Annotated in this window: 29 protein-coding genes and 3 tRNA genes; 11 read left to right on the top strand and 21 right to left on the bottom strand. The window is 38.1% G+C overall.

Features of this window, described 5'->3' with window-relative positions; translation table 11 throughout:
* Window positions 1-206: 206 nt before the first annotated feature.
* The 3 genes from B1A77_RS04815 to B1A77_RS04810 all read right to left on the bottom strand — a co-directional run bounded on the left by B1A77_RS04815 (window position 207) and on the right by B1A77_RS04810 (window position 941).
* The gene (locus tag B1A77_RS04815; RefSeq protein ID WP_077708132.1) at window positions 207-494 is read right to left on the bottom strand and encodes a coiled-coil domain-containing protein; all 288 of its coding nucleotides are present in this window, start codon (window positions 492-494) and stop codon (window positions 207-209) included.
* Between the two features lie 65 nt (window positions 495-559).
* The gene (locus B1A77_RS10155) at window positions 560-724 is read right to left on the bottom strand and encodes a hypothetical protein (RefSeq protein ID WP_187658833.1); all 165 of its coding nucleotides are present in this window, start codon (window positions 722-724) and stop codon (window positions 560-562) included.
* Between the two features lie 16 nt (window positions 725-740).
* Entirely contained in the window at window positions 741-941 is a 201-nt protein-coding gene (locus tag B1A77_RS04810; RefSeq protein WP_008715497.1) for a helix-turn-helix domain-containing protein, read from the bottom strand.
* A gap of 108 nt (window positions 942-1,049) precedes the next feature.
* On the opposite strand from B1A77_RS04810, the gene B1A77_RS04805 reads away from it, so the two are divergent.
* Together B1A77_RS04805 and B1A77_RS04800 are read left to right on the top strand one after the other, a co-directional pair.
* The gene (locus B1A77_RS04805; RefSeq protein ID WP_077708131.1) at window positions 1,050-1,715 is read left to right on the top strand and encodes a hypothetical protein; all 666 of its coding nucleotides are present in this window, start codon (window positions 1,050-1,052) and stop codon (window positions 1,713-1,715) included.
* 189 nt (window positions 1,716-1,904) lie between these two features.
* Window positions 1,905-2,192, top strand: a complete 288-nt coding sequence (locus B1A77_RS04800; protein ID WP_077708130.1) for a hypothetical protein — start codon at window positions 1,905-1,907, stop codon at window positions 2,190-2,192.
* Here the strand turns inward: B1A77_RS04800 and B1A77_RS10150 are convergent.
* The gene (locus tag B1A77_RS10150) at window positions 2,176-2,331 is read right to left on the bottom strand and encodes a hypothetical protein (RefSeq protein ID WP_187658832.1); all 156 of its coding nucleotides are present in this window, start codon (window positions 2,329-2,331) and stop codon (window positions 2,176-2,178) included. The genes B1A77_RS04800 and B1A77_RS10150 overlap by 17 nt on opposite strands.
* 161 nt (window positions 2,332-2,492) lie before the next feature.
* Here B1A77_RS10150 and B1A77_RS04795 point away from each other — a divergent pair, with 161 nt between their 5' ends.
* The gene (locus tag B1A77_RS04795; RefSeq protein ID WP_077708129.1) at window positions 2,493-2,837 is read left to right on the top strand and encodes a hypothetical protein; all 345 of its coding nucleotides are present in this window, start codon (window positions 2,493-2,495) and stop codon (window positions 2,835-2,837) included.
* Between the two features lie 400 nt (window positions 2,838-3,237).
* Window positions 3,238-3,810, top strand: coding sequence for a hypothetical protein (locus B1A77_RS04790; RefSeq protein WP_077708128.1), 573 nt, complete (start codon window positions 3,238-3,240; stop codon window positions 3,808-3,810).
* On the opposite strand, the gene B1A77_RS04785 is transcribed toward B1A77_RS04790, so the two are convergent.
* On the bottom strand, window positions 3,797-4,057 hold the full coding sequence (locus B1A77_RS04785; protein WP_077708127.1) for a hypothetical protein: 261 nt from the start codon (window positions 4,055-4,057) through the stop codon (window positions 3,797-3,799). The two genes, B1A77_RS04790 and B1A77_RS04785, sit on opposite strands and share 14 nt — an antisense overlap.
* Window positions 4,058-4,072: 15 nt before the next feature.
* On the bottom strand, window positions 4,073-4,303 hold the full coding sequence (locus B1A77_RS04780) for a helix-turn-helix domain-containing protein (RefSeq protein ID WP_077708126.1): 231 nt from the start codon (window positions 4,301-4,303) through the stop codon (window positions 4,073-4,075).
* Window positions 4,304-4,482: 179 nt separating this feature from the next.
* Between B1A77_RS04780 and B1A77_RS04775 the strand changes: the two genes are divergently transcribed.
* From B1A77_RS04775 to B1A77_RS04750, 6 genes are all read left to right on the top strand, one after another.
* Window positions 4,483-4,884, top strand: coding sequence for a helix-turn-helix domain-containing protein (locus B1A77_RS04775; protein WP_077708125.1), 402 nt, complete (start codon window positions 4,483-4,485; stop codon window positions 4,882-4,884).
* Between the two features lie 38 nt (window positions 4,885-4,922).
* Entirely contained in the window at window positions 4,923-6,119 is a 1,197-nt protein-coding gene (locus B1A77_RS04770; protein WP_187658831.1) for an Abi family protein, read from the top strand.
* Window positions 6,120-6,219: 100 nt separating this feature from the next.
* Complete coding sequence (locus tag B1A77_RS04765) at window positions 6,220-6,420, top strand: ImmA/IrrE family metallo-endopeptidase (RefSeq protein WP_237301835.1); 201 nt, start codon at window positions 6,220-6,222, stop codon at window positions 6,418-6,420.
* A gap of 17 nt (window positions 6,421-6,437) precedes the next feature.
* A complete protein-coding gene (locus B1A77_RS04760; protein ID WP_077708123.1) occupies window positions 6,438-6,971 on the top strand; it encodes a hypothetical protein in 534 nt (177 codons plus the stop codon).
* A gap of 70 nt (window positions 6,972-7,041) precedes the next feature.
* Window positions 7,042-7,788 carry a type II toxin-antitoxin system PemK/MazF family toxin gene (locus tag B1A77_RS04755; protein ID WP_077708122.1) on the top strand — a complete coding sequence of 249 codons (747 nt, stop codon included), beginning with the start codon at window positions 7,042-7,044 and terminating at the stop codon, window positions 7,786-7,788.
* A gap of 240 nt (window positions 7,789-8,028) precedes the next feature.
* Window positions 8,029-9,102: a tyrosine-type recombinase/integrase gene (locus B1A77_RS04750; RefSeq protein ID WP_077708121.1), complete on the top strand. Its 1,074-nt coding sequence runs from the start codon at window positions 8,029-8,031 to the stop codon at window positions 9,100-9,102.
* Window positions 9,103-9,194: 92 nt separating this feature from the next.
* Here the strand turns inward: B1A77_RS04750 and B1A77_RS04745 are convergent.
* From B1A77_RS04745 to B1A77_RS04735, 3 genes are all read right to left on the bottom strand, one after another.
* A tRNA-Leu gene (locus tag B1A77_RS04745) sits at window positions 9,195-9,280 on the bottom strand.
* A 12-nt stretch (window positions 9,281-9,292) separates the two neighbouring features.
* Window positions 9,293-9,368, bottom strand: a tRNA-Phe gene (locus B1A77_RS04740).
* Window positions 9,369-9,389: 21 nt separating this feature from the next.
* Window positions 9,390-9,465 (bottom strand) — tRNA-Asp (locus B1A77_RS04735).
* Between the two features lie 335 nt (window positions 9,466-9,800).
* Here B1A77_RS04735 and B1A77_RS04730 point away from each other — a divergent pair.
* Window positions 9,801-10,421 (top strand): hypothetical protein, encoded by a 621-nt coding sequence (locus B1A77_RS04730; protein ID WP_004693701.1) that lies wholly within the window; start codon window positions 9,801-9,803, stop codon window positions 10,419-10,421.
* A 237-nt stretch (window positions 10,422-10,658) separates the two neighbouring features.
* Here B1A77_RS04730 and B1A77_RS04725 read toward each other — a convergent pair whose 3' ends face one another.
* The 12 genes from B1A77_RS04725 to purF all read right to left on the bottom strand — a co-directional run bounded on the left by B1A77_RS04725 (window position 10,659) and on the right by purF (window position 24,930).
* Window positions 10,659-11,036, bottom strand: coding sequence for a PaaI family thioesterase (locus B1A77_RS04725; RefSeq protein WP_077708120.1), 378 nt, complete (start codon window positions 11,034-11,036; stop codon window positions 10,659-10,661).
* Window positions 11,033-12,184 carry an o-succinylbenzoate synthase gene (gene menC, locus B1A77_RS04720; protein WP_077708119.1) on the bottom strand — a complete coding sequence of 384 codons (1,152 nt, stop codon included), beginning with the start codon at window positions 12,182-12,184 and terminating at the stop codon, window positions 11,033-11,035. Before menC ends, B1A77_RS04725 begins: the two co-directional genes overlap by 4 nt.
* A 7-nt stretch (window positions 12,185-12,191) precedes the next feature.
* Window positions 12,192-13,604, bottom strand: coding sequence for an o-succinylbenzoate--CoA ligase (menE, locus tag B1A77_RS04715; protein ID WP_077708118.1), 1,413 nt, complete (start codon window positions 13,602-13,604; stop codon window positions 12,192-12,194).
* 275 nt (window positions 13,605-13,879) lie between these two features.
* Window positions 13,880-14,722, bottom strand: a complete 843-nt coding sequence (gene menB / locus B1A77_RS04710) for a 1,4-dihydroxy-2-naphthoyl-CoA synthase (protein ID WP_077708117.1) — start codon at window positions 14,720-14,722, stop codon at window positions 13,880-13,882.
* A 4-nt stretch (window positions 14,723-14,726) separates the two neighbouring features.
* Entirely contained in the window at window positions 14,727-15,587 is an 861-nt protein-coding gene (gene menH, locus B1A77_RS04705) for a 2-succinyl-6-hydroxy-2,4-cyclohexadiene-1-carboxylate synthase (protein WP_077708116.1), read from the bottom strand.
* On the bottom strand, window positions 15,584-17,437 hold the full coding sequence (gene menD / locus B1A77_RS04700; RefSeq protein ID WP_077708115.1) for a 2-succinyl-5-enolpyruvyl-6-hydroxy-3-cyclohexene-1-carboxylic-acid synthase: 1,854 nt from the start codon (window positions 17,435-17,437) through the stop codon (window positions 15,584-15,586). Before menD ends, menH begins: the two co-directional genes overlap by 4 nt.
* Before the next feature lie 40 nt (window positions 17,438-17,477).
* Window positions 17,478-18,620: an isochorismate synthase gene (locus tag B1A77_RS04695; RefSeq protein WP_077708114.1), complete on the bottom strand. Its 1,143-nt coding sequence runs from the start codon at window positions 18,618-18,620 to the stop codon at window positions 17,478-17,480.
* A 262-nt stretch (window positions 18,621-18,882) separates the two neighbouring features.
* On the bottom strand, window positions 18,883-20,145 hold the full coding sequence (purD, locus tag B1A77_RS04690) for a phosphoribosylamine--glycine ligase (RefSeq protein WP_077708113.1): 1,263 nt from the start codon (window positions 20,143-20,145) through the stop codon (window positions 18,883-18,885).
* Between the two features lie 146 nt (window positions 20,146-20,291).
* Complete coding sequence (gene purH, locus B1A77_RS04685) at window positions 20,292-21,821, bottom strand: bifunctional phosphoribosylaminoimidazolecarboxamide formyltransferase/IMP cyclohydrolase (protein WP_077708112.1); 1,530 nt, start codon at window positions 21,819-21,821, stop codon at window positions 20,292-20,294.
* Window positions 21,822-21,847: 26 nt separating this feature from the next.
* The gene (gene purN, locus B1A77_RS04680; protein WP_077708111.1) at window positions 21,848-22,471 is read right to left on the bottom strand and encodes a phosphoribosylglycinamide formyltransferase; all 624 of its coding nucleotides are present in this window, start codon (window positions 22,469-22,471) and stop codon (window positions 21,848-21,850) included.
* The gene (gene purM, locus B1A77_RS04675) at window positions 22,464-23,525 is read right to left on the bottom strand and encodes a phosphoribosylformylglycinamidine cyclo-ligase (RefSeq protein WP_077708110.1); all 1,062 of its coding nucleotides are present in this window, start codon (window positions 23,523-23,525) and stop codon (window positions 22,464-22,466) included. The genes purN and purM overlap by 8 nt, the downstream gene beginning before the upstream one ends.
* Window positions 23,512-24,930 (bottom strand): amidophosphoribosyltransferase, encoded by a 1,419-nt coding sequence (gene purF / locus B1A77_RS04670; RefSeq protein WP_077708109.1) that lies wholly within the window; start codon window positions 24,928-24,930, stop codon window positions 23,512-23,514. The genes purM and purF overlap by 14 nt, the downstream gene beginning before the upstream one ends.
* Between the last annotated feature and the right edge of the window lie 7 nt (window positions 24,931-24,937).

Here is a 24,937-nt window from a genome sequence, read left to right as displayed (position 1 = left end):
TTTGGTACGTAATTACGTGCTTGATTAGGCTACTTTAATTAGTGGCCTTTTCTTTTTGCCTTGGATAGTTACAATGCATATCTCCTTTTTCTATTTCTAAATATTGACATGTATCGCAATGTTCCATGCAGATTATTCCTTTGGCCTGTCTACAATGAATGTAGGCATGGCCTTTTTTGTTGCACTCATCACATATGCTGCAGTGTTTACTCATTATTCATCACCGCATCAAGCAGTATTTCTCTTGCCCTTAATGCAAGATATACTTTGTTTTCTTTAATTGGGCCTTTACCTGTTATGCGTAATACATATTCCCCTGTCTTTCGCTTAACAAAAATAGCGCATCCATTAGCAAGAATAGTAAAGTCTAAACTTGCACTTTTATTGCTTACGCTGATTGATGTAATGTGTTCCCTTAAAACTTGCATTTCTTCATCATCAAACATTAAATATCTTTTTAGTAGATCTAGTGCCTTTTCTCTTTTATCTTTCATTTTTTATCCCCTCCTTAATCCTTTCTAACATCCGGAGAATTTATATCCCCAGTGATAACATCGTTTTACCATTTCACTAATATCTCCCCTGTAATCCACCAATAGAAAATACCTACTACTAGATATAAAAAACATGCTCCGACAATAAAACCCTCTATAACATCAGCTAATTGTGGCGCCATAGCAGCACGTCTAAACTCACGTTTTTCTTTGTATGTCATCGCACTCATCTTGTCTTTTACCTCCTTACTCTCCTATTCGTGCCTGGCATCGTTTCCCTAGCCATGCATTAAACGAATCTAAATGAATCAATCGTTTGCCACCTCGGGCTCCTATTTTCATCGACGGGAAATCAAAATCGGCCGCCCATTGGCGAATCACATCCTGAGGAACGCTTGCTAGTTCAGCAGCCTCAGCAACTGTAATGCATAATTTATTCCTGTCCACAATAATCCTCCTTTATATCTTTTTATATGTGTTCATAAAGTTTTCATGAATATTTTGTGTATTTTTAAATAATTATTTGTATAATCCCCTTAGAAGGTAGGTGAAATTATGGATTTTATTCCAATAATCATTTCATTGGCGGCTTTATTGCTTTCTTTACTATCATATTTGCGAGAAAGAAGATTAATAACTGTTGATTTTGATGCCAATTGCTTTGCACTAGATGTTACAAAAAATATAGAAGCCCATGATAATGTTTTTGAAAATTCAACTAATCAATATGCAATTTTTACAACCGCAATCATTGTGAATGCCAGCACTACCAATAGTTCTTATTTTGATTTACGAGCCTATAACCCTAAAACAAATGAAAACCATTTTCTTTGCACTTTATCTAGCGTTCCATGGCTAAGAGACAATCCCTCTTTATTAATTAGTCCATTTGGGCCAAAGGCCTTAGAAAATTTTATTATTGATCTTCCTAAATCACGCTGCGGTCCAATTACATCAGGCAGCTGTTTAGAGTTACCTATCTTGGTTATCCTTAATAAAAATATTTCTATTAAAGAGGGAATCTGCATTGAATTTAAAATTCCTCAATATGCTTGGCTACCATGGCATCGCTCTCCTTTATCAACATCTAATAGAAAAAAATTTAAGCTCTATAAAGTCCATTACAATTTATCTAATTTTCATAAAATTTTAAGCACCCAAAATGCTATGGATACGCCTAATGAAACAGAGGAAACCACTACAGCAATAAATGGAAAGTAGTCCCAAAAATCACCCCCTGTTGGCTCAACTCTTATAAATTTATTTTGATAATTAAATTGTTCTCCATTTTCTTTTGTATAAATCCCCCCTACAGGGTTCTTCATCTCTACACCCCCTTCATCTGTTTATTAGTATTACTTCCCTCACCTCCGCGTTTGCTATAATGGATATAGAAAGGAGGTGAGTGGAATGAAAAAACGTTATTTTATTACTTATGATTTGAATAAAGCGGGACAAGATTATGAAAATGTTATCCAAGCAATCAAATCGGCAAGTGATGGAGCTTGGTGTACATATTGGAAATCGTCCTATTTAATTAGATCTAATTATCAATCAGCCCAAGAAGTATCTGACAAAATAACCAAATATCTAGATAGCAATGATAGGTTACTGGTCATAGAAGTAATAAATAATACCCAAGGTTGGTTACCAAAGGAGGCTTGGAAATATATCAACGAAACTATTTTTTCAGGTTAGGACCACTTGTTGATTTTTCGTAATATTTCCGATTACTGTCTTCAGGAAACCATTGATTACTAGAGCTCTGTTCACAGCAGGGCTCTTTTTCCATTAATGCCCAAATTTCTTCAGCAGTACCTTCTATAATGATTTTCATCGCAATCTCCTTTCTGTGTTAATAAATGGTTCGCATATCGCTCCTTTGTTATTTTCACATTCGCTGCATTACGGTTTTCCGTAATTACCTTGTAAAATGTGATTTCACCTCTTTCAATTTTTATCACTCATGCTATACTCATCTCAAAAGGAGGTGAGTATATGGACTTATATCTTTTGGATAAAAAAAGTTTTTCTTATTTAGAACAGTTCTATCAGCGAAATTTGTCTCCACAACAATTAAGCGGTATTACTGGTCTATCAGCCTATAACATGGCGCTTGAATTATCTTACTTATTACAACTAAACTTCATTACCAATACCGATGGTTTTCATAGTGATTCAGAAGGTATTCTTTCTAATAACACTTATGAAATAACTCCAAGTGGAAGATCATATTATGAAGCAGTGTTAGAACAACGTAAGATAGATAAGCATGCCACATGTCGTTCTAATCTAGCTTTATTTCTTTCATTTATAGCAGTCATAATTTCTATATTTAAATAACTCTATGCTATTGTAGAATTAATTTAGCTATAGCTATTCCTAATGCCATTGCTGAAATAATTAATGCCAATTCTGTGGTATCCATTTCATAATTCCTTTCTTAATTAACTATTTAGAGTGTTCTTCTTGGTGTGGAACACTCTTTTCTTCTAAGCGTTAATATAATTCAATGTATGGAACAATATATGGATCTGTATAACTTGTTTCATTCATTGTCATGTCTAATCTTTTTAAAATTACTTGATGTAATTTTTCTTTAATTTCTTTCATTTGTTTCTCCTTCGTATCGCCTTCCCTAGTGCTATAATTACTCTGAAAGGAGGTCTTTTATGAAACCCACTAGCGACTTATTAAAAAATCTGAAGCTATTAGTAATGCCATCCAAAAAAATATAGGGATTATGAAGGCATTACCTATTTCTAATCTTCAGTTATCGCAAAATTCTATTGAACAAGAGTATTTAAACTATAAAGAAGAACTTGATTCCTTTGATTCACACGCTCATTCTCTAACCAATGAAAATTTAGAGAAATTAATATTATTCATTAATAGGAAGTCAAAAACTTACGCTGAATTAAAAGCAGAAGTATCAATATTGAACGATGCAACTCTCCAATTGTATTTATCCAATACTCCCAAAAAGAAAGTTGAACCACCCTTTTATTCTATTGAACGTATATCTGCAATCTCTAATACTACCTCTCTAATACATTCCTACTTTAAACTTGTAACTATACCAAAAGATTTTTTTGCCCCTTATTATTTTGATGATTCTGATGAATTTCAACTAACTGTATCTGGTTTAAATTTTTTGCATCAGTTGGAAAAAGAAAATCATACATTACAACTTGCAGAAGAAAGTCTTCGTATTTCAAAGGAATCTGCTAAATATGGTAAATTTGCTGCATGGTTAGCTGGCATTGGTATATTTACAACAATAATAATTGCAATATTAACCTTTATATTCTCGTAATATTTAGAATCGTTAGGATCACTGCAATCACAAACAGTCCCAAATTAACTCTTGTGCAATATCTTATGTCTTGTAATTTTTCCTCTAGTGATTGGTCTTTGTTATATTTCAAAGCATTAAAATATCTAAATATAATCCACTTTTTTTGAGCCTCATCATGTGGCTCTTTTTTTGTGATACTTGTTTCTCCTCCTTCTTCCGTCTTGTTCCCAAGGTTATCCATGTGTCTCTGTAATGGGCTTTTCATGTAATTTCACCTCTTCTAACTTATAACTTGTATATTATGCAAGTTATTGTGTAAAAAAATATCTACTCGACTAGAGCAGTCTAATCCAAGCCAATCACTAATCATTGTAGCCTCTACTACATCAAACTGTGTTTTCCCATTCATTTTACTGTTAATAGTTGTAATAGAAACGCCTAACAACTCTGCTAAATCTGCATATGTTTTCTTATGTTCTACCAACAATCCTTTCAGTTTTTCTAATTTCATCTTTTCACCTCACTTTTCTTGCACACTATGCAAGTTTCTGATTACATGATAAGCCTATTAGAAAAACATGTCAACCATCATATGCAAGATTTTATAAAAGTTTTATAATTTTTCTTGAATTTTATTCAAGTTTATTGTAATATATGTTTGTAAGGGCGATTCTTATTTGGAGGCATATTATGAGTACCGATGAAAGAAATGCAATAAACAAAGAAATAGGAGAAAGAATAAAAGCCATTAGAAAGCAAAAAGGCATAACATTAGCTGACTTAGGAGCAAGATTAGGTATTAGTGAAAGTAATATGCAAAGATATGAATCTGGTAAAATCGCTAGTGTTTCTATTGATTTTATTAATAGATTGGCTCCCATATTAGAAGTAAATCCAGAATGGTTAATCGGTTGGGATAAGGATGATACTCCACAAGGTTACTACCTTGATTCTGAAACAGCTGAATACGCTGAATACCTTCGCACCCGTCCTTCTGCACGTTTATTATTCTCCGCATCACGTGGAATTTCAAAGGAGGATATGCAAAAAGCTGTGGAATATATTGAATTTTTAAAATCTAAATATAAATAATTGTCCGCAATATCAGAATCAATATAAAAGAAAGGAGTTTGACAAAGAGTTCTTGCAATGGTATATTGTGTACATGGTATCTGGGGAGGCTTTGCAAAAAGCTGCAACCTGAAAAAGGTCATGTACACTTATGTGTGCATGGCCTTTTTATTATTATGAAATCATTTAAAACTTACGATGAACAAATAGATATATTATCCAATTCTGGTTTGTTACCTAAATATACTAATAAATCACCTTCCCCTGATATAAAAGGTCCAGCTGTAATTCATATTCACAATCCATTTAAACATCCAACCTCTGATCGTGATATTAGAATGACCATACTCAAAAATTCTAAATCGTATGTGAAAGATTTGCTACAAACATATGGATATTACAATATTATCAACCAATATAATAAGCCTTTTCTAACTAATGATGAATATATTGATGATATCGATTTCTTTAAACTATTCAGTATCCAACAAGTTGATGCTAGAATTAAAAACCTTATATTTTATCCTATTTTACAAATCGAGCAACGATTAAAAACTTGTATATCTTATGAGTTTGCAAAAGCTTACGGACCATTTGATGGTGATAGCATTGATTGTCACTACATAGAACCATATTTAAATGAATCAAATTACACACAAAATCTAAAGACAAAGAAAAATGAATTAAAGCATGAGTTATTAATAAAACGATTAAAAAAGATATACAAGGATACTACATTTAAGCCGTTTACTCACTATCGAACAAAACATGGACATATCCCTATATGGATTTTTATTAATAATCTTTCATTTGGTGAAATGCTACACTTCTATGAAGTTCTTAAAATTCAGGATAATATTTCATCATTTTTCCATATGACTCCAAGCCAACTTCGTACAAGTATATTATTTTTAAATCAAGTTCGTAATGACTGTGCCCACTTTTCAAGTTTTATCAACCATGATTACCCAAAGTTAAAAGAAAGCTTGCCATTACTTGTCGACTTTACCACTACTTTTCAATTTGAATATCAAGATAACATTACCAATATTTTTAAATTACTCATTGTTTTTAAATATTTATTACCGAACAATGCATTTATTAATTTCACACAAGCTATTGATAAGGATGTATTTAGTATGATTTATAAGGAATACATACCAGTAATTAGCGAGTTTATGCAAGACGTACTTATGGCCCCTTCGTCAAAAGCTTACAAAGAAAAACTAGATTTTTTGCGGGCTCAACAGATCTAAACATAAATAGTCGACACAAGGGAGGGTGTTGTAATTGGTAGTTAATATAATTTATTGCAATTTACCACATACTAATGCGGTATCGGAGGAATGTGAAGATGTGGATACCCATAATATCTACATAAATAAAAATCTCCCCCATGATCGCATGAGGGAGGAAATTAAACATGAGTTAAGTCATATTATTCGTGATGACTTTTATGTGGAACATCACGTTAACTTAGTCGAACGTATGGTAAGGATGTCTCAAATTGAAAATGGGGACTTTAACGGAATCGATTTCTATCACCACATAATTTAACACAGGGAGATGACAATATGAAAAAAGGGTTAGTATTAGTAACAATATTTGTACTATGCGTAACAATGATGGTTAGTGCTAAAGAATTCAATGACGCACGTTGGCAATGGTTTTATTCAAATTCTGATTACACAGGGAAAGTCGATTTAAACACACTCTCCTATGACCCAGCTACTGATACTGCTAAAGCGTGGGCTGTCTGGATACAAACTAGAGGTTTTCAAGAATTAAGAGAATACAATATTCACTTCGCAGATTCTTCTGTTACAATCATACAATATTATGTTTATAGGAATGGTTCTGATACAGTTGTTAAAGAGGCTGCAGTAAATGCCACTCGCACTCCAGCCCCTGGAAGTGGTGGTGAAGCACTTATTGCTTCTGTAAAAGGGTTAGTTGGTCGTGACGCTAAATTAACAGATTATAAAAATCAGCAAGAAAATGAAGCGCAGATTCAGGAACAAAAACGCATTGAAGAACAGCAAGCTGCCGAAAAGAAAGCTAAGCATGAACGTAATCGAGACATCTTAAGAGGGATATTTGGGATATAAAAAAATAACGCCGGCATGATACTGCGCTAGATTCTATATTCTAATGTAATTAATAAGGGAGGAAATTTACATGAATTTTAAAGATCCCAAAAATATCCTTGAATTTATTAAATTCCAAAAGCAGCTCCTTTATAGATATAAAAACTATGTAAAGGAGCTCATGCAAAAGGATTATAAAAAAGCGGCTATTCTTGCTTATTGGCTTAGGGATTATCTCGGCTATATAAAAAACGAAAAAACCTTTAAGCCAAAGCAATTAATTACATACAAACGGGGTCAAATCGTATTTGTAAATTTTGGATTTAGAGTAGGCCAAGAATTAGGCGGGTTGCACTATGCAATTGTATTAGATATAAAAAATAGTAAAAATACATCGACCCTCACAGTTATCCCCTTGCGAAGTAAGAAGGACAAAAATACATCATATCAAAATTTATACATGGTGCCATTAGGAGGTGTATTATCGGATTTAATCGATGATAAAGCTAAGGCCATGGTAAAGGCACTTAATCAAGAAGCAGATGATTTAGCCAAAAAGTATCCTATTGATGTTATAAGAACAGATAAATCTTTACAATCACGAGTAATAAAACTTAGAAAGCAACATAAAGATGCTATGGCCGTGTTAAGCTATCTTGATAATCTAAAATCAGAAAGCATGGCTGACATCGGACAAATAACAACAATAAGCAAACAGCGAATAAAAGCTCCGGTTCGAACCACAGATGTTCTTACAAATATAATTTTACCCGATGAATTGTTAAATAATTTAGAAACTAAATTAAAATTTCTTTATTTTAGTTGCGAAAAACCGTAGTCTATGATAGTATGTAAATACGAGGTAGCACCAAGCTATCAAACAAATGATGAGTAACCATTAAGGTTACAATAGGCTCTTAGGTTTTCCTAAGGGCCTTTTTTATTGTAAAAAAATAAGCCCTCACCGCAGTGAGGGCCATTAAAAACTACATACCTTAGAGGTACTTCATTTTTACTCCAATATAATTATATCATAAATCCTCTAAGGCTTATTTATTATGCTCAGGAGGTTATTTTTATGGCAAAAAAACGAACCGATGGACGCTACCAAGTATCAAAGATGATAAACGGTAAGCGTAAATACTTCTATGGCAGCACTAAGAAAGCTGCTACGGAAGCTATGGAGAAATATGTAAATGCTAACCAATCGTGCGCCAATTTCGATGCTACCATCTCATTAAATACATGGATTAATATATGGTTACAACTAAAAGCAAAGACTATAACCCCTGCCACATATCAAAGCTATACAGGAATTATCAATCGCTATATCAGAGATAAAATCGGCGGCGTAAAGTTAGCCGAAATTAAACCTAATACATTACGGTATGTATTTGAATCAATGGATGGATTGTCATCAAGGACTATATCCTACACCATGACAATTCTAGGATCCATATTAGAGCAGGCGGTAAAAGATGACATTATCCCTAAAAATTACATGAAAAACATAGATCGGCCAAAACAGGTTAAAGTCCGCCATATGGTAACGTTGTCTGCAGATGAAGTTAAGAGCTTCTTATCTAATATATCTAACTCTGAGCATCACACACTCTTTAAATTAGCATTTGCAACTGGTATGCGCCGTTCTGAATTGTTAGGCCTAAGATGGTCTGATATCGACTTTAAGAAATCGACCATATCCATTTCACAAACAGCACTCAAGATTGGATCCACTGCAGTTATATCAAATACAACTAAGACTACGTCATCAAAACGGATAATAGCCATTGATACAGACACACTCCAAGAACTTATAAAACATAAAACAGTCATAGATAAACGCAGAATCAAGACGATGAACTGGATTAATAATAATTTAGTATTTCCTGGTATTAAAGGTGCTCCTCGCTGCCCTGATGAAGTCAGTAAGTTATGTAAGAAATACGCCAATTTAATCGGTAAGCCAACTTTTACTATGCACGGTACAAGACATACCCACGCCACACTTCTCATTGAAAATGGGGCAAATATGAAAGCTATACAAGAACGCCTAGGCCATGCTTCGTTTCAAGAAACAATGGATACCTATTCACACGTCACGCCTAAAATGGAAGATGACATCGTGGAACGCATTTCTAAAATATTCTGATGTCAAAATGATGTCAATCCCCATAAGACTTTATGATGTCAAACAAAAATAAGGGTTTACAGAATTACCTGTAAACCCTTATTTTATTGGCTTGGTGCGGTTGGCGGGACTTGAACCCGCACGAGCGTTAGCTCACCACCCCCTCAAGATGGCGTGTCTGCCATTCCACCACAACCGCATGGAATACAAATGGTGCCTCAGGACAGAATCGAACTGTCGACACACGGATTTTCAGTCCGTTGCTCTACCAACTGAGCTACCGAGGCATGATTTTTTGTAAAAAAAAATGGCGACCCCGATCAGATTTGAACTGACGATCTTCGCCGTGACAGGGCGACATGTTAACCGCTACACCACGGGGCCGCGTATCAACTCGCGTTGACTACTTGTACATAATATCATGGATTTTAGAGCAATGCAACTATTTTTTTAAAAAATATTATTACAAATCTATGAAAATAATTGATTATATTTGATAATCGTTATTTTATAGCTTTTATAAAAGTATATCTATATTATATTACAGGAATCCACCCTTTATCGTCATAATTCGTCAGTTTTCGCAATAGTACAATTTTCTCTATAAGCTTCACTAGGTATACCCTTTACTAGAAATCATCCTATTCTTTACTCAATATGCTACAATATGTATATATTCAGTATGAAAATGCCTCTATAGAAATATGAAAGGATTCGCTATGAATAAGTTCAATTCAAAAGGTGTTATTATCGCTCTTATCATAGCTATTGTAGGAGCGATGGCCGCAGCATGGTACTTTTTATGGTATGTACCACATACACCAGCCTACACATTAAAAATCATTCACCAAGCAGTACAAGATAAAGATGCAGACGAAGCATTGCGCCACGTAGATATAAAATCCATTGTAAAAAACATTGTAGAACGAGAAGGCAATAAATATGTCGATACATCTACCCCACTTGGCAAAGCTACAATAGCAGCTACCAAAACATTTGGACCAGCTCTTCTCGAAGACGTAATACGAACATATATCGAAGATCCTGACAGCTTTAAATCTGAATCACCTACCAATAATACTACTACAGCAAATGATGATAATAAGTCTATGGTAGATCGTCTTGTAGAAGGTCGCCTATTTAAGGAACATGATGTAGAGGTTAAAAACCTAAAGTCAGAAGATAATGGTGATAAGGCTACTGTGACTGTAACGATACAAAATAATAAAAAGAATATGACAAAAGATATAAAAGTTTTGATGCGTCATTTAGGAGATGGAACATGGGTTATTTACGATATTCCTGATATCGAGGATCTATATACCATCACCAGAAAATAAATATCTTCGTCTTTTCTAACATTTTAAATTGCAGATCTTAGAAAATATAAAAAAGAGTTATGTCGTTTTTCTAGATGAGCTATTTACATTATAAAACCAACAAAGGACAGTATCTACCGAAAAGTATATACTGTCCTTTTATTATCCTATAATCTTAACAATCGTAAGTTCTCATGTAAGACGAAATTATACATAACTTAATTAGCAAATATAACTAAATCCTTTAAAAATGGGATTTTATCTATCAAAATCTACAATAGCCAAGGTTACAGTCACTTGTGAAATAAGGCGTTGTGCATCATCTATCATATCAAAGCGCCATACGTGGGATGTTTTGCCTTTCACTAGTAGTGTTCCTAATGCTGTTAAAGTTCCTTCGCATGTTACAGGACGTAGGTGATTAGCAGTTACAGACTGGCCTACGCCAAATTTATGAGAACCTACCAGCTCATTGCTCATCATGCCTCCAATAATTTCTGCAAAAGCTAAGGTAGCACCACCATTTAAATAGCCTTGCGGTTGTTTATGAAATTCATTTAAATTCATTTTTGCAATACATGTAGTGTCGCTCGTCATACGAGGTACATCGATTTGTAAGGATTCAATTAAATTCATAGTGTTCGTTTCTCCATACAATAGGCTTCTAGCCGGTCATCAAAGACTGTTACACCTAGTCCATCACCATCAGGGACCTGCATAATACCCTCTTTAAAGGTTAAATCTGGGAAAATAAGATCTTGTTCAAAATATCGATTTGAATCGGACAAATCCCCTGCCATATAGGAATCCCCTAAAGCGGATAGCTGGACATGAAGCATTTTAGAAACCCCTGACTCTACCATGCTACCAATCCAATAGGGAATATGACGTTCTCTACATAGATTAATAGCTGCTTTTGTTGGAATAAGCCCACCCATGCGCCCTACTTTTATATTAAGCACATCAATCAAACCATATTCGATAGCATAGGACAAATCATCATATCCTAAAATGGACTCATCTAAACAAATTGGCGTATAGATTTTCCAATCACCATGCTCAAGACGCTCCCACTTCCAATCTTTATAAGATTGAAGGTTTGCCATCGCAAAGGGCTCTTCAATACAAGCTAGACCTAAATCATCATACTGACGGACCTTATCTATTTCTTGATATGAATAGCTTCGATTTGCATCAGCCGCTAAAACTAAATCCGGATAATGTTTGCGAACTAAAGCTACGCGTTCATAACCATCTATAGGATTTACCTTTAATTTAATCCGCTTACAACCATTTATTACATGATGCGCTACAACATCAAGTAATTGGTCTATTGGCACATCACCGACGACGATACCACTTTCAATTGTCTCTTGTAAAGGTTGATCCATAATGTAGGAAACAGAATTTACACCTATCCGTTCACAATGAAGATGAATAAGCGCATTTTCTAGAGCCGCAATAGCCATAGGCATATTGTCTCGATTGCGCCAAAATTGTAATTGTCGTACATAGGTCATCAGTGGCTTAGGCCGCATCAAGCGCAGATTAAAGATATAATCATCTACTAAGGTTTTCCAACAGGTTTCTACGGTCTCAAATGTATAGAATGGCTCTGTGAAAGCTACGCATTCCCCATATCCTACATACCCTTGTTGGTCTTCAATGCGAACGACGATAGTCTCTCTTTCTTTCACCTCGCCCTTGGCAGTCTTAAAATTGAACTTCAGCGGCAATTTAAGGCGATATGTAGTTATACTTTTAAAGTTTAAAATATCATTCATAGGCGCCTCAATTTTCTAATTTCAATTCATTACGCAATATTTTGCCAGTTCCATTTCGAGGCAATGCGGTTAATACTTTTACATATTTCGGAATCTTATATTTTGCTAAAAAGTCTGTCATAAAGGCTAGAATATTCTCTGGTGGCAGACTTTTACCATCATGAAAGGCCACAAAGAGGGCTGGCACTTGTCCCCATTTAGTATCAGGTACAGGCACAACGGCGCATTCCTTTACCGATGGCAACGTATAGACCAAATCCTCTAGTTCCTTAGGGTATATATTTTCACCCCCAGAAATGATGAGATCCTTACGACGATTCAAAATATAAACGAAACCGTCCTCATCGATGTAACCAATATCATCTGTATTAAAGTCTCCATCAATAGGTTCCTTGTTGATGTAACCAGTCATAACCATAGGGCCCATCAAATGAATTTCGCCTACCCCATCTGTATCAGGATTATCGATACGAACCTGCATGCCAGGCAATGGCTTACCTACAGATTCTCGTTTATGAGGATAATCCAATATCGAGAAGGTCACGCTTTGACTAAAGGTTTCCGTCATACCGTAAGTCTTATAGATAGGCAGAGATTTCTTTTCACAAGCATCGATGAGCGCCATGGGAATGAATTCTCCACCGAGCAAGATAACGCGTAACGTATGATGTGTAATATGTGGCTCTAATTGAGTCAAAATGGTAGGCACTAAAGACATCATATTAATATTTTCAGATTCTATAAGTTTAAGAACTTGAGCTTCATCATATTTAGGCAAAATAGTGACAGCCGTCCCGTTGAAAAGAGACCTCATCAAAATAGATAAACCACTCACATGGAATAAAGGCAGTACCATTAGCCAATTATCCTGCTCTGTTTTTCCTAGTACCTCTTGGGAGGCTTGTACATGAGCTTTAATTTGTCCCCATCTAAGCGGCACAGACTTAAATTGCCCCGTAGTAGCGCTCGTATTCATGATAGCAGCAATGTCTGCATCCGTAAATATCCAATCAAAGAAGTCCTCGACCGATAAATCTGATAGAATACTTTCTAGAGTTTCAAACTCAATTGCAACAACTGAATTAGAGGCCTTCGAATCAACGAAATGAGATAATTGATTACGTCGTTCTTTACTATGTAATACGGTGGTAACACCTAGTTGATCCAATTGGTTTTCTATTTCCTTTGGCTTAAGATGTACATTAAGTAAAAGTACCTCTTTATGAACTAGCATAGCAGCCAACACATACATTGCCATGTTCACAGAGTTATCAGACAAGATGGCTACTCGAGAGGCTTCTAAAGACACTAAATTACGAGCTACATGGAGTACGCCACGGTATATATCGTTATAGGTGTATTCATTTATGCATATGCAATTAGGATAGTGCTGTGCACCATAACGTAACCACTCCATCATCTCACCTCGTATCTAAAGCTAATGACTAATAAGTAATCACTAAATACTAAATGCTAATTACCATTTACCAATAAGTAGTAAGTAATAAGTAATAAGTAATAAGTAATAAGTAATAAGTAATAAGTAATAAGTAATAAGTAATAAGTAATAAGTAATAGTAATAATTGAAATATGATAAATAAAGAGATATTACAAGAAAGGCGCCTCCTATAGAGGCGCACTTGTCGTTTTAACAGTTAATATAGTCCGTCATATAGGACTGTATCGACTCCCGATTAAGGGAATTTAGGGAATTGTTTGAAGTTAGGTTTCCGTTTTTCTTTGAACGCGTCACGACCTTCTTTCGCTTCATCAATTGTATAGTACATCAATGTAGCGTCCCCTGCGAATTGTTGTAAACCTGCAAGGCCATCTGTGTCGGCATTGAAGGAACCTTTCAACATGCGCAAAGCCATTGGAGATAATTCAAGGATTTCGCTACACCATTGAACTGTTTCTTCTTCCAATTTGTCAAATGGTACCACAGTATTAACCATGCCCATTTCATACGCTTGAGCTGCTGTGTATTGACGGCACAAGAACCATACTTCGCGAGCGCGTTTGTGACCGATCATACGAGCCAAGTAACCTGCGCCATAACCAGCGTCGAAGGAGCCTACACGAGGACCAGTTTGACCGAATTTAGCATTTTCAGAAGCGATTGTAAGGTCACATACGATGTGCAATACATGACCGCCACCGATAGCATAACCATTAACCATTGCAATAACAGGTTTAGGGATGACGCGAATTAAGCGTTGTAAATCGAGAACGTTCAAGCGAGGCACATTGTCTTCACCTACATAACCACCGTGACCACGTACGCTTTGGTCACCGCCGGAGCAGAATGCCTCTTTATCTTCGCCCTTACCGTGGTTAGCACCAGTCAATACGATTACGCCTACTTCGTTATCTTCACGAGCTACTGTGAAAGCATCAATTAACTCCATTACCGTTTTAGGCCGGAATGCGTTGCGCACTTCTGGACGGTTAATAGTAATCTTTGCAATGCCATTATATGTTTCGTAAATTACATCTTCATAATTACGATCCAATACTTTCCAATCAAATTTGCTCATGGACTTAACCTTTCTTCTGTAAAAAATCCAATACCGCTTGTTCAAAAATCTGCGGTTTCTCTATATGTACATTATGCCCCGCCCCGTCGACGATGACATGATTAAAACTTGGCAACTTGCCAAATACATCTCTTCCTATTGTAGTATATTTTGTATCTAATGCGCCACTCACATATAAACCTTTAACAGAGAACTTTTCTAATTTATCTCCTACATAAGGCATTACACCCTGCCCCGAGCCACGTAATGTACTGGCTAATGCATATGGGCTATTATTGGAACGGCGTAAGTATATTAATTCTTCTACCCCCTCTGAAAGCTGTTTTTGACTCTCAAAAATAGGTGCTTCCGCCCATCGTGCAGCAAACCAAGCACCATCATGCTCTTCGATATGAACTGCTAAGTCTTCATCCGCCTTGCAGCGTGCTGCTCGCTCAGCGTCAGAAGCGATGCCTACCGAGCCACTTTCAAGAATAAGACCTTTGATTTCACGTTCATACTCCAACGCATAGGAAAGTGCAATACGAGCCCCCATAGAATAGCCCATGAGGTAATAGCTTTCACCAACCATGTAATAGATAACTGTGTGTAAGTCCTTTATCATTTGAGGAATGGTGTAAGCCTGATTCTCATCAGGAATATCTGAATCGCCATGTCCGATTAAATCAATACGAACCACTCGATACCCCGGCAGATTAATAGCATCCCAAGTATAGCTTGATTCAGAGAAGCCGTGGAAACATACAATAGGTTCCCCTTCACCTACCACAGTCAAACCGTAGCGATACTCTCCCAAGTCAAAATACATACGCTGAGCTGGATTACACAAAGCATTATCTACAATACTGCAAAAATACTGACTCATAGTAATGCCTCCATATCAACTGAAACTTTTGTATATTTCCTATGTAACTGACGACTATATTCCCGGTCTGTTGGTATTTCAATAATATGAACACCAGATTCCTTACTAACTTTAGCTAATACAGAGACCAATTCATCAGGACTAGAGATTTTAGTGTACCCACAGCCATAGAGTTTAGCGGCCCCACTATAATCTAAACCTTGTGACGTAGAGAACAAGTAATCAAAATGCTTCGTTCCCTTTTGCGGTAAATATTCAAAAATACCGCCTCCATCGTTATTATGCAAAATAATCGTCAAATTTAGATTGTGCGTTTTAGCGACCGCTAAACCGTTTAGATCATGGAATAAAGACAAATCACCCGTTACGAGATATGTAGGCTGACCATTTGTGGCAAGACCTAGTGCAGTTGAAACGGTACCATCAATACCATTAACACCACGATTTCCGTAAAGAACGGCATCGGACTCACCAGAGAACCAGAAGTAATCAAAGTCGCGAATGGTCATACTATTTGCCACTAGCACTTGGCTATTATCAGGAATATGCTGTTGCAACTCGCGTATCGTGCGACCTTCAAAACAACTTGGTTCTTCTATGGCTGTACTTAGTTGAGCTTTGCCAGCTACTTCTAAACTTTGCCAACTATTAAGATATGCATTAGATTCGTTCTTTACAGCGTACAAATGCGTAAACATGTCGATGCTTGCTTGCATGTGTATGGTGGTTTTCCCCGTTGGATTCATGGAGTCCATTGTAGGATTTATCTCTATATACTCCACATTATCCCAACTTGCCACCATCTGTTGCACGCGTTTAGACACAACCATTTGGCCAAACTGAATCACACAATCCGGCTTTAGTACAGGCCATAATTCTTTATCCGCTAAAAATGCATCATATGTGGAAATCACAACATCAGAGACTTGTTTATCCTGAGTCATATTTGTTTCATTACTACGATTGCTAGCAACTCCATGATTGTCATCAATAGCACCAGCCTTATGCCAGCGTCTTACATTAGACAATGGATCCGCCAAGATAGGAGCTTGTAAGTTCTCCGCAAAGGAGTGAATAGATTCAACTTCGTTTACATCGATTTGTGGACCAGCTAAAATAAGAACTTTCTTATATTGCGCAAGCAATCGATTAGAGTTATTAGTGTTATTATCAGTAGTATTTTTAGTATAGCTTACGTTACTTGCTTTACTTACGTTACTTGGATTACTTGTGTTATTACTTCTATTCTGATAGCTAAATACATCACCGTAATTAGGTTTAAATACTTTGTAAGGGCTACGTCCCGCTTCAAAGTGCTTACGATCTAGTTCAGGCACTAATGGCTCAAAGAGGGGTACATTGATATGAACTGGTCCCTTTTTGATGTCCATAGCTTTCATATACGCCTTGCGAGCTACTTGGCGTGGATATGTGTAGTAATGGTCCTCTTGCGGCACCGCTAATTCTTCGTAATAGTTTACGGCTGTACCAAAAATCTTTTGTTGATCTACTGTCTGTGGAGCCCCTACATGCAACAAGGTATGAGGTCGATCAGCAGACAATACGATAAGAGGTACCCCACTATATTGAGCCTCTAAAATAGCGGGCAAATAATGAGCCACTGCCGAACCAGATGTACAAACTAACACAGTTGGTTCTTTATAAGCCTTTGCAATGCCAAGTGCCATAAAGCTAGCAGAGCGCTCATCTATATTCATATATGTTTCAAAGCCTTCATACTCCGTGAAAAGCATAGCCATCGTCGTAGAACGAGAACCAGGGCTAAACACAGCATGCCGGACGCCGAGTTGGTAAAACTCATCTACCAAGGCAGCAATATATTCGTTCATTATATTCCCTTTCAACAACTCCTAAGGGTTTGGAAATTTATTATAACGCATCCAAAATGGTGCGCATTTTATTATTAGTTTCTGCGTACTCTTCATCCGCATCAGAATCGGCTACGACGCCACATCCTGCATAGGCATAAAGAACATTATCCATAATGAGGGCAGATCGAATAGCAACGATGACGATGCCGTCCCCCATATCTTTCATAAAGCCAAAAGGTGCTGCATACATGCCGCGCTCATGAGCTTCGTACTTTTGTAGCAATGCCAACGCCTTTTCTCGCGGTTCACCGCCGAGAGCCGGTGTAGGATGGAGCAACTTTGCCCATTCCACGAGGGATTTTGTGCTATCCTTTGCAGTAATAATGGTGCGCAAATGATAGAGATGCGCCAGCTCCATGATACCCGTTTCACCTATTATAACCTCCGGAGTAATAGATTTCATGATATCCACAATACGGTCACGGACGATATTATGTTCAAAGAGATTTTTCTTATCTGTTAACAGTTGTTCCTTAGTCCACGCATTTGGTCCATGTTTAGGTGCTGTCCCCGCCAAGGCATAGCTAAGAATTTCACTACCTCGATGGCGAACTAGAATCTCTGGCGATGCACCCACAAAGGTGCGTCCATCCTTTTCGTAACCAAAGATAAAGCAATTTGGATTATTATCTACTAAATTTGCCAAAATACTTGCTACATTGTATGGTGTTTTACTAGTAAACTGTACCTCTCGAGAAGAAACGACCTTCGTCACTTCACCACTACTAATACCATCAGCGATAGCATTCATCAAAATATCCCAAGCCGCCTTATCATCACTGGTTTCCTTGTAGTTATGGCGAACTCGAGGCACCTCGAAATCCGTAATAGGGACGCTTTCACCAGCGTGCAAGTAGAAAGACTCCCCATTTTCTACGATGTAGTAATGGGTGAAAGCAATCATTTCATGACCCATGCCAGCCCATTTGGGTTCCTTGGAGTTCTCAAAAAAAGTATCTCCATAAAACACGTAAGCGTAATTATGGCGATCTTCATCATCTTTGACCGTCGCCAAACGTTTAGCGCCTACAACGATGCGGTCACTTTGACGATCCACCCAAAATACGCGTTCTTCGTTTGGAAAATTCAACCAAAAGGCTACCGGACTATTCAGTTCTAACGGTTCTTTATTATATATCATAGTTATATATCGCTATTAAGAAATAAAATAGACTATAGTAAAAACACCTAACGTGTAGAAGATTTGCTTCTACACGTCAGGCGTCATCAATCAGTTTCCAAATTTTTGAGATGAGCCTAACGCCATCACACGTCGATGGGCCCTCTTTATATCTAATTTATTATATCATAGGTAACAGTTAAAAGGTAGAAAATAAAACCTCTACACCGCATGCGTCGTGCATGAATGTAGAGGTTTTCATTATATTCAAAATGTTGTTACTTTATTTAAAAGCCTTAGCCCCAATATCTGTACGATATTGCATGCCTTCAAAGTCGATATGCTCTATACGTCCATAGGCTCTATCAAGTGCCGTTCTAAGGTCTTTGCCAAGTCCGACAACACCGAGCACACGGCCGCCATTAGTGACATAGTTTTCACCAACAAGCTTTGTACCAGAGTGGAATACGATGGTTGTGTCATATTGTTTAATATCCCCACTGATGACATCGCCCTTTGATGAAGTTTCAGGATAACCCTTAGAAGCAAGGATAACGCAGGCCGCTGAGGAGTCTTTCCATTTCACCATATCAACTGTTAATATGCCCGTAGCACAGGCCATCATAATCTCACCTAAGTCACTATCTAGTAGAGGCAATACAACTTGCGTTTCAGGGTCTCCAAATCGTGCATTGAACTCTACCACCTTAGGACCTTCGTCAGTAATCATAAGCCCAGCGTAGAGGCAGCCTACATACGGCATACCTTCCTTTTCCATAGCCGCTACCATAGGCTCCAAGATAGTTTTCATCGCTTCGTCCCGCAATGCATCCGTAAGAACTGGTGCCGGTGCATAAGTCCCCATGCCACCAGTATTAGCCCCTTTATCCCCATCAAAGATGCGTTTATGATCTTGAGAGGCAATCATGGGAACAACGGTCTTGCTATCTACAAAGGCTAATAAACTAGCCTCTTCACCTTCCATAAACTCTTCAATAACAACGGTGCTGCCTGCATCTCCGAATCGATTACCGCTGAGCATATCTTCCACAGCTTCATTCGCTTCGTCGACGGTCATAGCTACTACAACACCCTTCCCTGCCGCCAAACCGTCAGCTTTAACAACGATAGGAGCTCCTATTTGAGCGATAAAAGTTTTCGCTTCATCTACCTTGTGGAATACACCATACGCAGCAGTTGGAATGTTGTATTTTTTCATGAGATTCTTGGCAAACACCTTTGAGCCCTCTAATTGAGCGGCGGCTTTAGATGGACCAAAAACAGGAATACCCACCTTATTGAGTACATCTGCTAAACCTGCTACCAAAGGAGCCTCAGGCCCAACAACAACTAAATCAACTTGATTATCTTTCAAAAAGCTAATTAAATGATCGCTTTGTTGCCAATCGATGCCAACTAGCTCTGCACAATCTGACATAGCCGCGCTACCAGGAATAGCATATACCTTTGTTACGCTAGGGCTGATGGACAATCGCCACGCCAATGCATGTTCACGGCCGCCGCTACCGATTACACATACTTTCATAAGTCCTCCATCGGCGCCTAAACGCCATCAAGTTCATAATAATATAAACACATAACGGGGCCACCCCAAGCATCAAAAATTCTTGACCGTACAATAGATATTTTACCCTGATAGTGTTTAACAATCCGCTAATAGTTCTTAACCAATTAATGTTTAAAGTGACGAATGTTTGTAAATACCATGGCAATACCCGCTTCGTCAGCCGCTTTGATAGACTCTTCATCGCGAATAGAGCCACCTGGTTGAATAATAGCTGCAATGCCATGTTTTGCCGCTGTTTCCACGGTATCGCCAAAGGGGAAGAATGCATCGGATGCCAAAACAGCGCCTTTAGCGGCTTCCCCGGCTTGTTCAAGGGCAATTTTTGCAGAGCCTACGCGATTCATTTGACCCGCCCCAACTCCAAGGGTACGTTTTTCATTAGAAATCAAAATAGCATTGGACTTTACATGTTTTACAAGTTTCCATGCAAATTCTAGGGCTTTCCATTGTTCCTCTGTCGGTTGTACCTTCGTAACAACTTTATAATTGGCGCGGTCTTCTACCAGATCGTCTTCTGTTTGCACTAATAAACCACCAGACACCTTTTTCACTGTCACTTGGCCAGATTCCGGCTTAGATAGCTCGATGAGGCGAATATTCTTCTTAGCTTCAAGGATTTCTAATGCTTCTTTTGTGAAAGCAGGTGCCATAATAACTTCTAAGAAAATTTTGCTCATTTCCTCCGCTGTACTTGCATCTACTTCACGATTTAAGGCTACGATGCCACCAAAGGCAGATACGGAGTCCGCTTCATAAGCATTTACATATGCATCATGTAATGTAGCTGCAGTAGCTGCACCACATGGGTTCGTATGCTTAATGATACATGCAGCTGGATTAGTAAATTCCCATACCATATTCCATGCCGCTTCCATGTCTACAATATTATTATAGGAAAGCTCTTTGCCATGTAGTTGTTTTAAAGCCCCCATGCCATGAGCTGTACCAATTTCTTTGTAGAATGCTGCTTGTTGATGCGGATTTTCTCCATATCTAAGATTTGTTACCTTTTCATAAGCGCTCAGATATTCAGGAGGTGTAGGACCTTCATTCAAGATTCCACTCATATAATTAGCGATGGCCACATCGTAAGCCGCTGTATGAGCAAAGGCTTCTTTGGCAAGTCCAAAGCGATATTCCTTAGTCAATTCACCTTGATCCTTGAGCATCGTAATGATTTCATCGTAATGATTTGGATTTACTACGATGCCTACGTACGCATGATTTTTTGCGGCAGAACGAACCATCGTAGGACCACCAATATCGATATTTTCGATGGCCTCTTCTAAGGATACATTAGGTTTTGCAATGGTTTCACGGAACGGGTAAAGATTCACCACAACAAGGTCGATTGGTTCGATACCATGTTCTGCCATAGCTTGTTTATGCTCCGCATTATCACGGATAGCCAAAATACCACCATGCACGTTAGGATGTAAAGTTTTTACTCGGCCATCCATCATTTCTGGAAAACCTGTCAAAGACTCTACCGATTTTGCCGGAATACCTGCTTCGGTTATGGCCTTAAGCGTACCACCTGTAGAATAAATGGTTACACCTAAGTCAACTAAACCTTTTGCAAAATCTACAATACCCGTTTTATCAGAAACACTAAGCAGTGCATTTTTAATCATGTAACCTCTCCATTTGCTTACACATATCAATCTTCAATATAAACCGTACGACCTTTTATAGTGAGCTTATCCTCACAAAATAGTCGTAACGCCTCTTTATATGTTTTATGTTCAATAGGCAATAATCTATCACTCAGGGTATCCTCTGTATCGTCTGGTAATAGAGGAACTGTATTCTGCATGATAATAGGACCTGTATCCATTCCGGCATCAACAAAGTGTACCGTACAACCAGTTACCTTTACGCCCGCATCGATAGCTTGTTGATGCCCATGTAGTCCCGGAAAAGATGGCAACAAGGCAGGATGGATATTTAAAATTCTATGCTCATAGTGCTCAATAAGTTGAGCCCCTACAATACGCATATATCCAGCCAAAACGATACCATCTACCTTATAGGGCTCTAACGCATCTAACTGGGCTTGTTCAAAGCTAGCTTTAGAATCATAGTCGCTACGCTCGATGACAATGAGTGGAATATTCCAAGGTTTAGAACGTTCAACAATCCCTGCATCACCGTGATCTGTAATGATAACTACAAACTCACCATTAATATATCCTTCTTGCATGGCTTTATAAAGGGCTTCCCCATTGGAGCCTCTACCGCTTGCGAATAGAGCTAGACGTTTTCTAGCTACGGAACTAGTCATTAAATACCGCCCCTTTTACAACAACTGGACCTTCGCCTTTAACGATATGACCAATTTCATAAACCGCTTCATTACGACTTTCAAGATTTGCCTTTACTCGATCCACATCCGCAGTGTCCACTATGAGGATCATGCCAATGCCCATATTAAAAGTACGGTACATTTCATGCCAATCTACATTGCCCCATTCTTGTAGCTTTTCAAAAACTGGAAGGCGAGGCCATGTATCACAATCGATCTCTGCCGTTACTCCCGCCGGTAAGACGCGAGGAATATTTTCATAGAAACCGCCGCCCGTAATATGAACCATACCTCTAATTAAATCTTCTTTAATCAACGGTAATACAGCTTTAGGATATAAACGAGTAGGCGTTAATAATTCTTCGCCTAAAGTTTTACCAAATTCTGGAATTTCTGTATCAATAGACAACTGTTTATGATCGAATACAATTTTACGAACCAAGGAGAAGCCGTTGGAATGTACTCCAGAAGATGGCAAGCCCAAAATCACATCACCAGCTTTAATACTTTCACCAGTAATCAATTTAGGACGATCTACGATACCAACGGCAAAACCAGCTACATCATAATCCTCATCATCGTAGAAACCTGCCATCTCAGCAGTTTCACCGCCTAGTAAGGCGCAGCCTGATTCTTCGCACGCCTCAGCTACACCGCGTACGATATCCGCCACTTTTACAGGCTCTAGTTTGCCAACCGCAATATAATCAAGGAAGAATAAAGGTGTAGCACCTTGTACGAGGATATCATTAACACTCATAGCTACACAGTCTTGACCGATAGTATCATGTTTATCCATCATAATAGCGAGACGTAATTTGGTGCCCACCCCATCTGTACCAGATACGAGCATAGGATCAGACATAGCATGACCAGCTAAGGAATAGAGTCCCCCAAAACCACCTAAATCACCAACAACACCCGGTATATACGTGCGTTTAACAGATTCTTTCATCAGTTCTACGGCGCGATTACCTGCATCGATATCAACACCTGCATCACGATAGGTTAAACTAGTTTTATTCGAGCACATATTTGACCCCTTCCTCTTGATCCGCAGGAACCGCTACACTATAATCACCATTGAAACATGCAAAACATAAATCATCTGGCTTTACATCAGATACAGCACGACATAGGCCTTCACGAGACAAGTAATGTAATTTATCAGCCTTGATAAAATCTTTAATTTCATCCACTGTATGAGTAGCTGCTATAAGTTCTTTACGCACCGATGTATCAATGCCATAGTGACAGGAATACTCAATAGTTGGAGAACTAATACACATATAAATCTCTTTAGCACCAGCCTCTTTTAGCATTTTTACAATGATACCACTCGTAGTACCGCGCACAATAGAATCATCAATAAGGACGATACGCTTACCTCCAACAATATGTGGCAATGCATTTAGCTTCATACGAACAGCTAATTCTCGTTCCTCTTGATTTGGTTTAATAAAGGTACGACCGCTATAACGGTTCTTAACTAAACCTTCTGCAAAAGGGATACCCGATGCACGAGCATAACCTAATGCAGCTGTTGTACCGGAATCCGGAATGGACATTACGATGTCCGCATCATACTTAGTTTCGTTATATAGTTCGCGGCCCATATTTAGCCGAGATTGATATACGGATTGACCATCGATATGACTATCGCCACGTGCAAAATAAATGTATTCAAAGACGCAAAGTTTTTTATCGATTTTTTCTGGTTCCGCATAGATTGTACTACGCACACCAGAGTCATCGATGATAACCATTTCACCAGGATCTATATGACGAATAAACTCTGCCTTAATCGCATCAAAAGCACAGCTTTCACTAGAGAGCACATAACCATTTTCAGTTTTACCTAAACAAAGTGGTCTAAATCCTTGAGGGTCTCGTACACCTACTAAAGAGTCGTTCGTAGTAATGACTAAAGAGAACGCCCCTTCAATTTGACGCGCCGCATCGGCAATCCGTTCCGCTTGTGTTTCTGCTTTAGAACGGGCTATCAAGTTTACGATAACCTCAGAATCCATCGTCGTTTGAAAGATGGAACCATCGGCTTCAAGACGTTTTCGAATAGATAAGGCATTCGTTAAGTTTCCATTGTGAGCCACCGCAATTTGACCGCCTTGGTAGTGAATAACCAAAGGCTGGATATTACGCGGATTATTGGAACCGGTCGTAGAGTACCGCACATGACCAGTCCCCATATAGCTTGGCAAAGATGGTAATTCTTTGATAGCCTCGGTCAACAAGCCCATGCCTTTTTTCAGTTCTACATCATGACCATCGGTAACAGCAATGCCCGCACTTTCTTGACCACGATGTTGGAGAGCAAATAGCCCCCAATATACATAGCGTGCTACATCAACGGTCCTATCATAGATGCCGAATACACCACACTCTTCGTGCCATTTGTCAAAAACAGAATCGTAGTTCATCTTCCCC

The sequence above is a fragment of the Veillonella parvula genome (genome assembly GCF_002005185.1).
Classification (GTDB): Bacteria; Bacillota; Negativicutes; order Veillonellales; family Veillonellaceae; genus Veillonella; species Veillonella parvula_M.
This window is presented reverse-complemented; position numbering and strand designations above follow the sequence as displayed.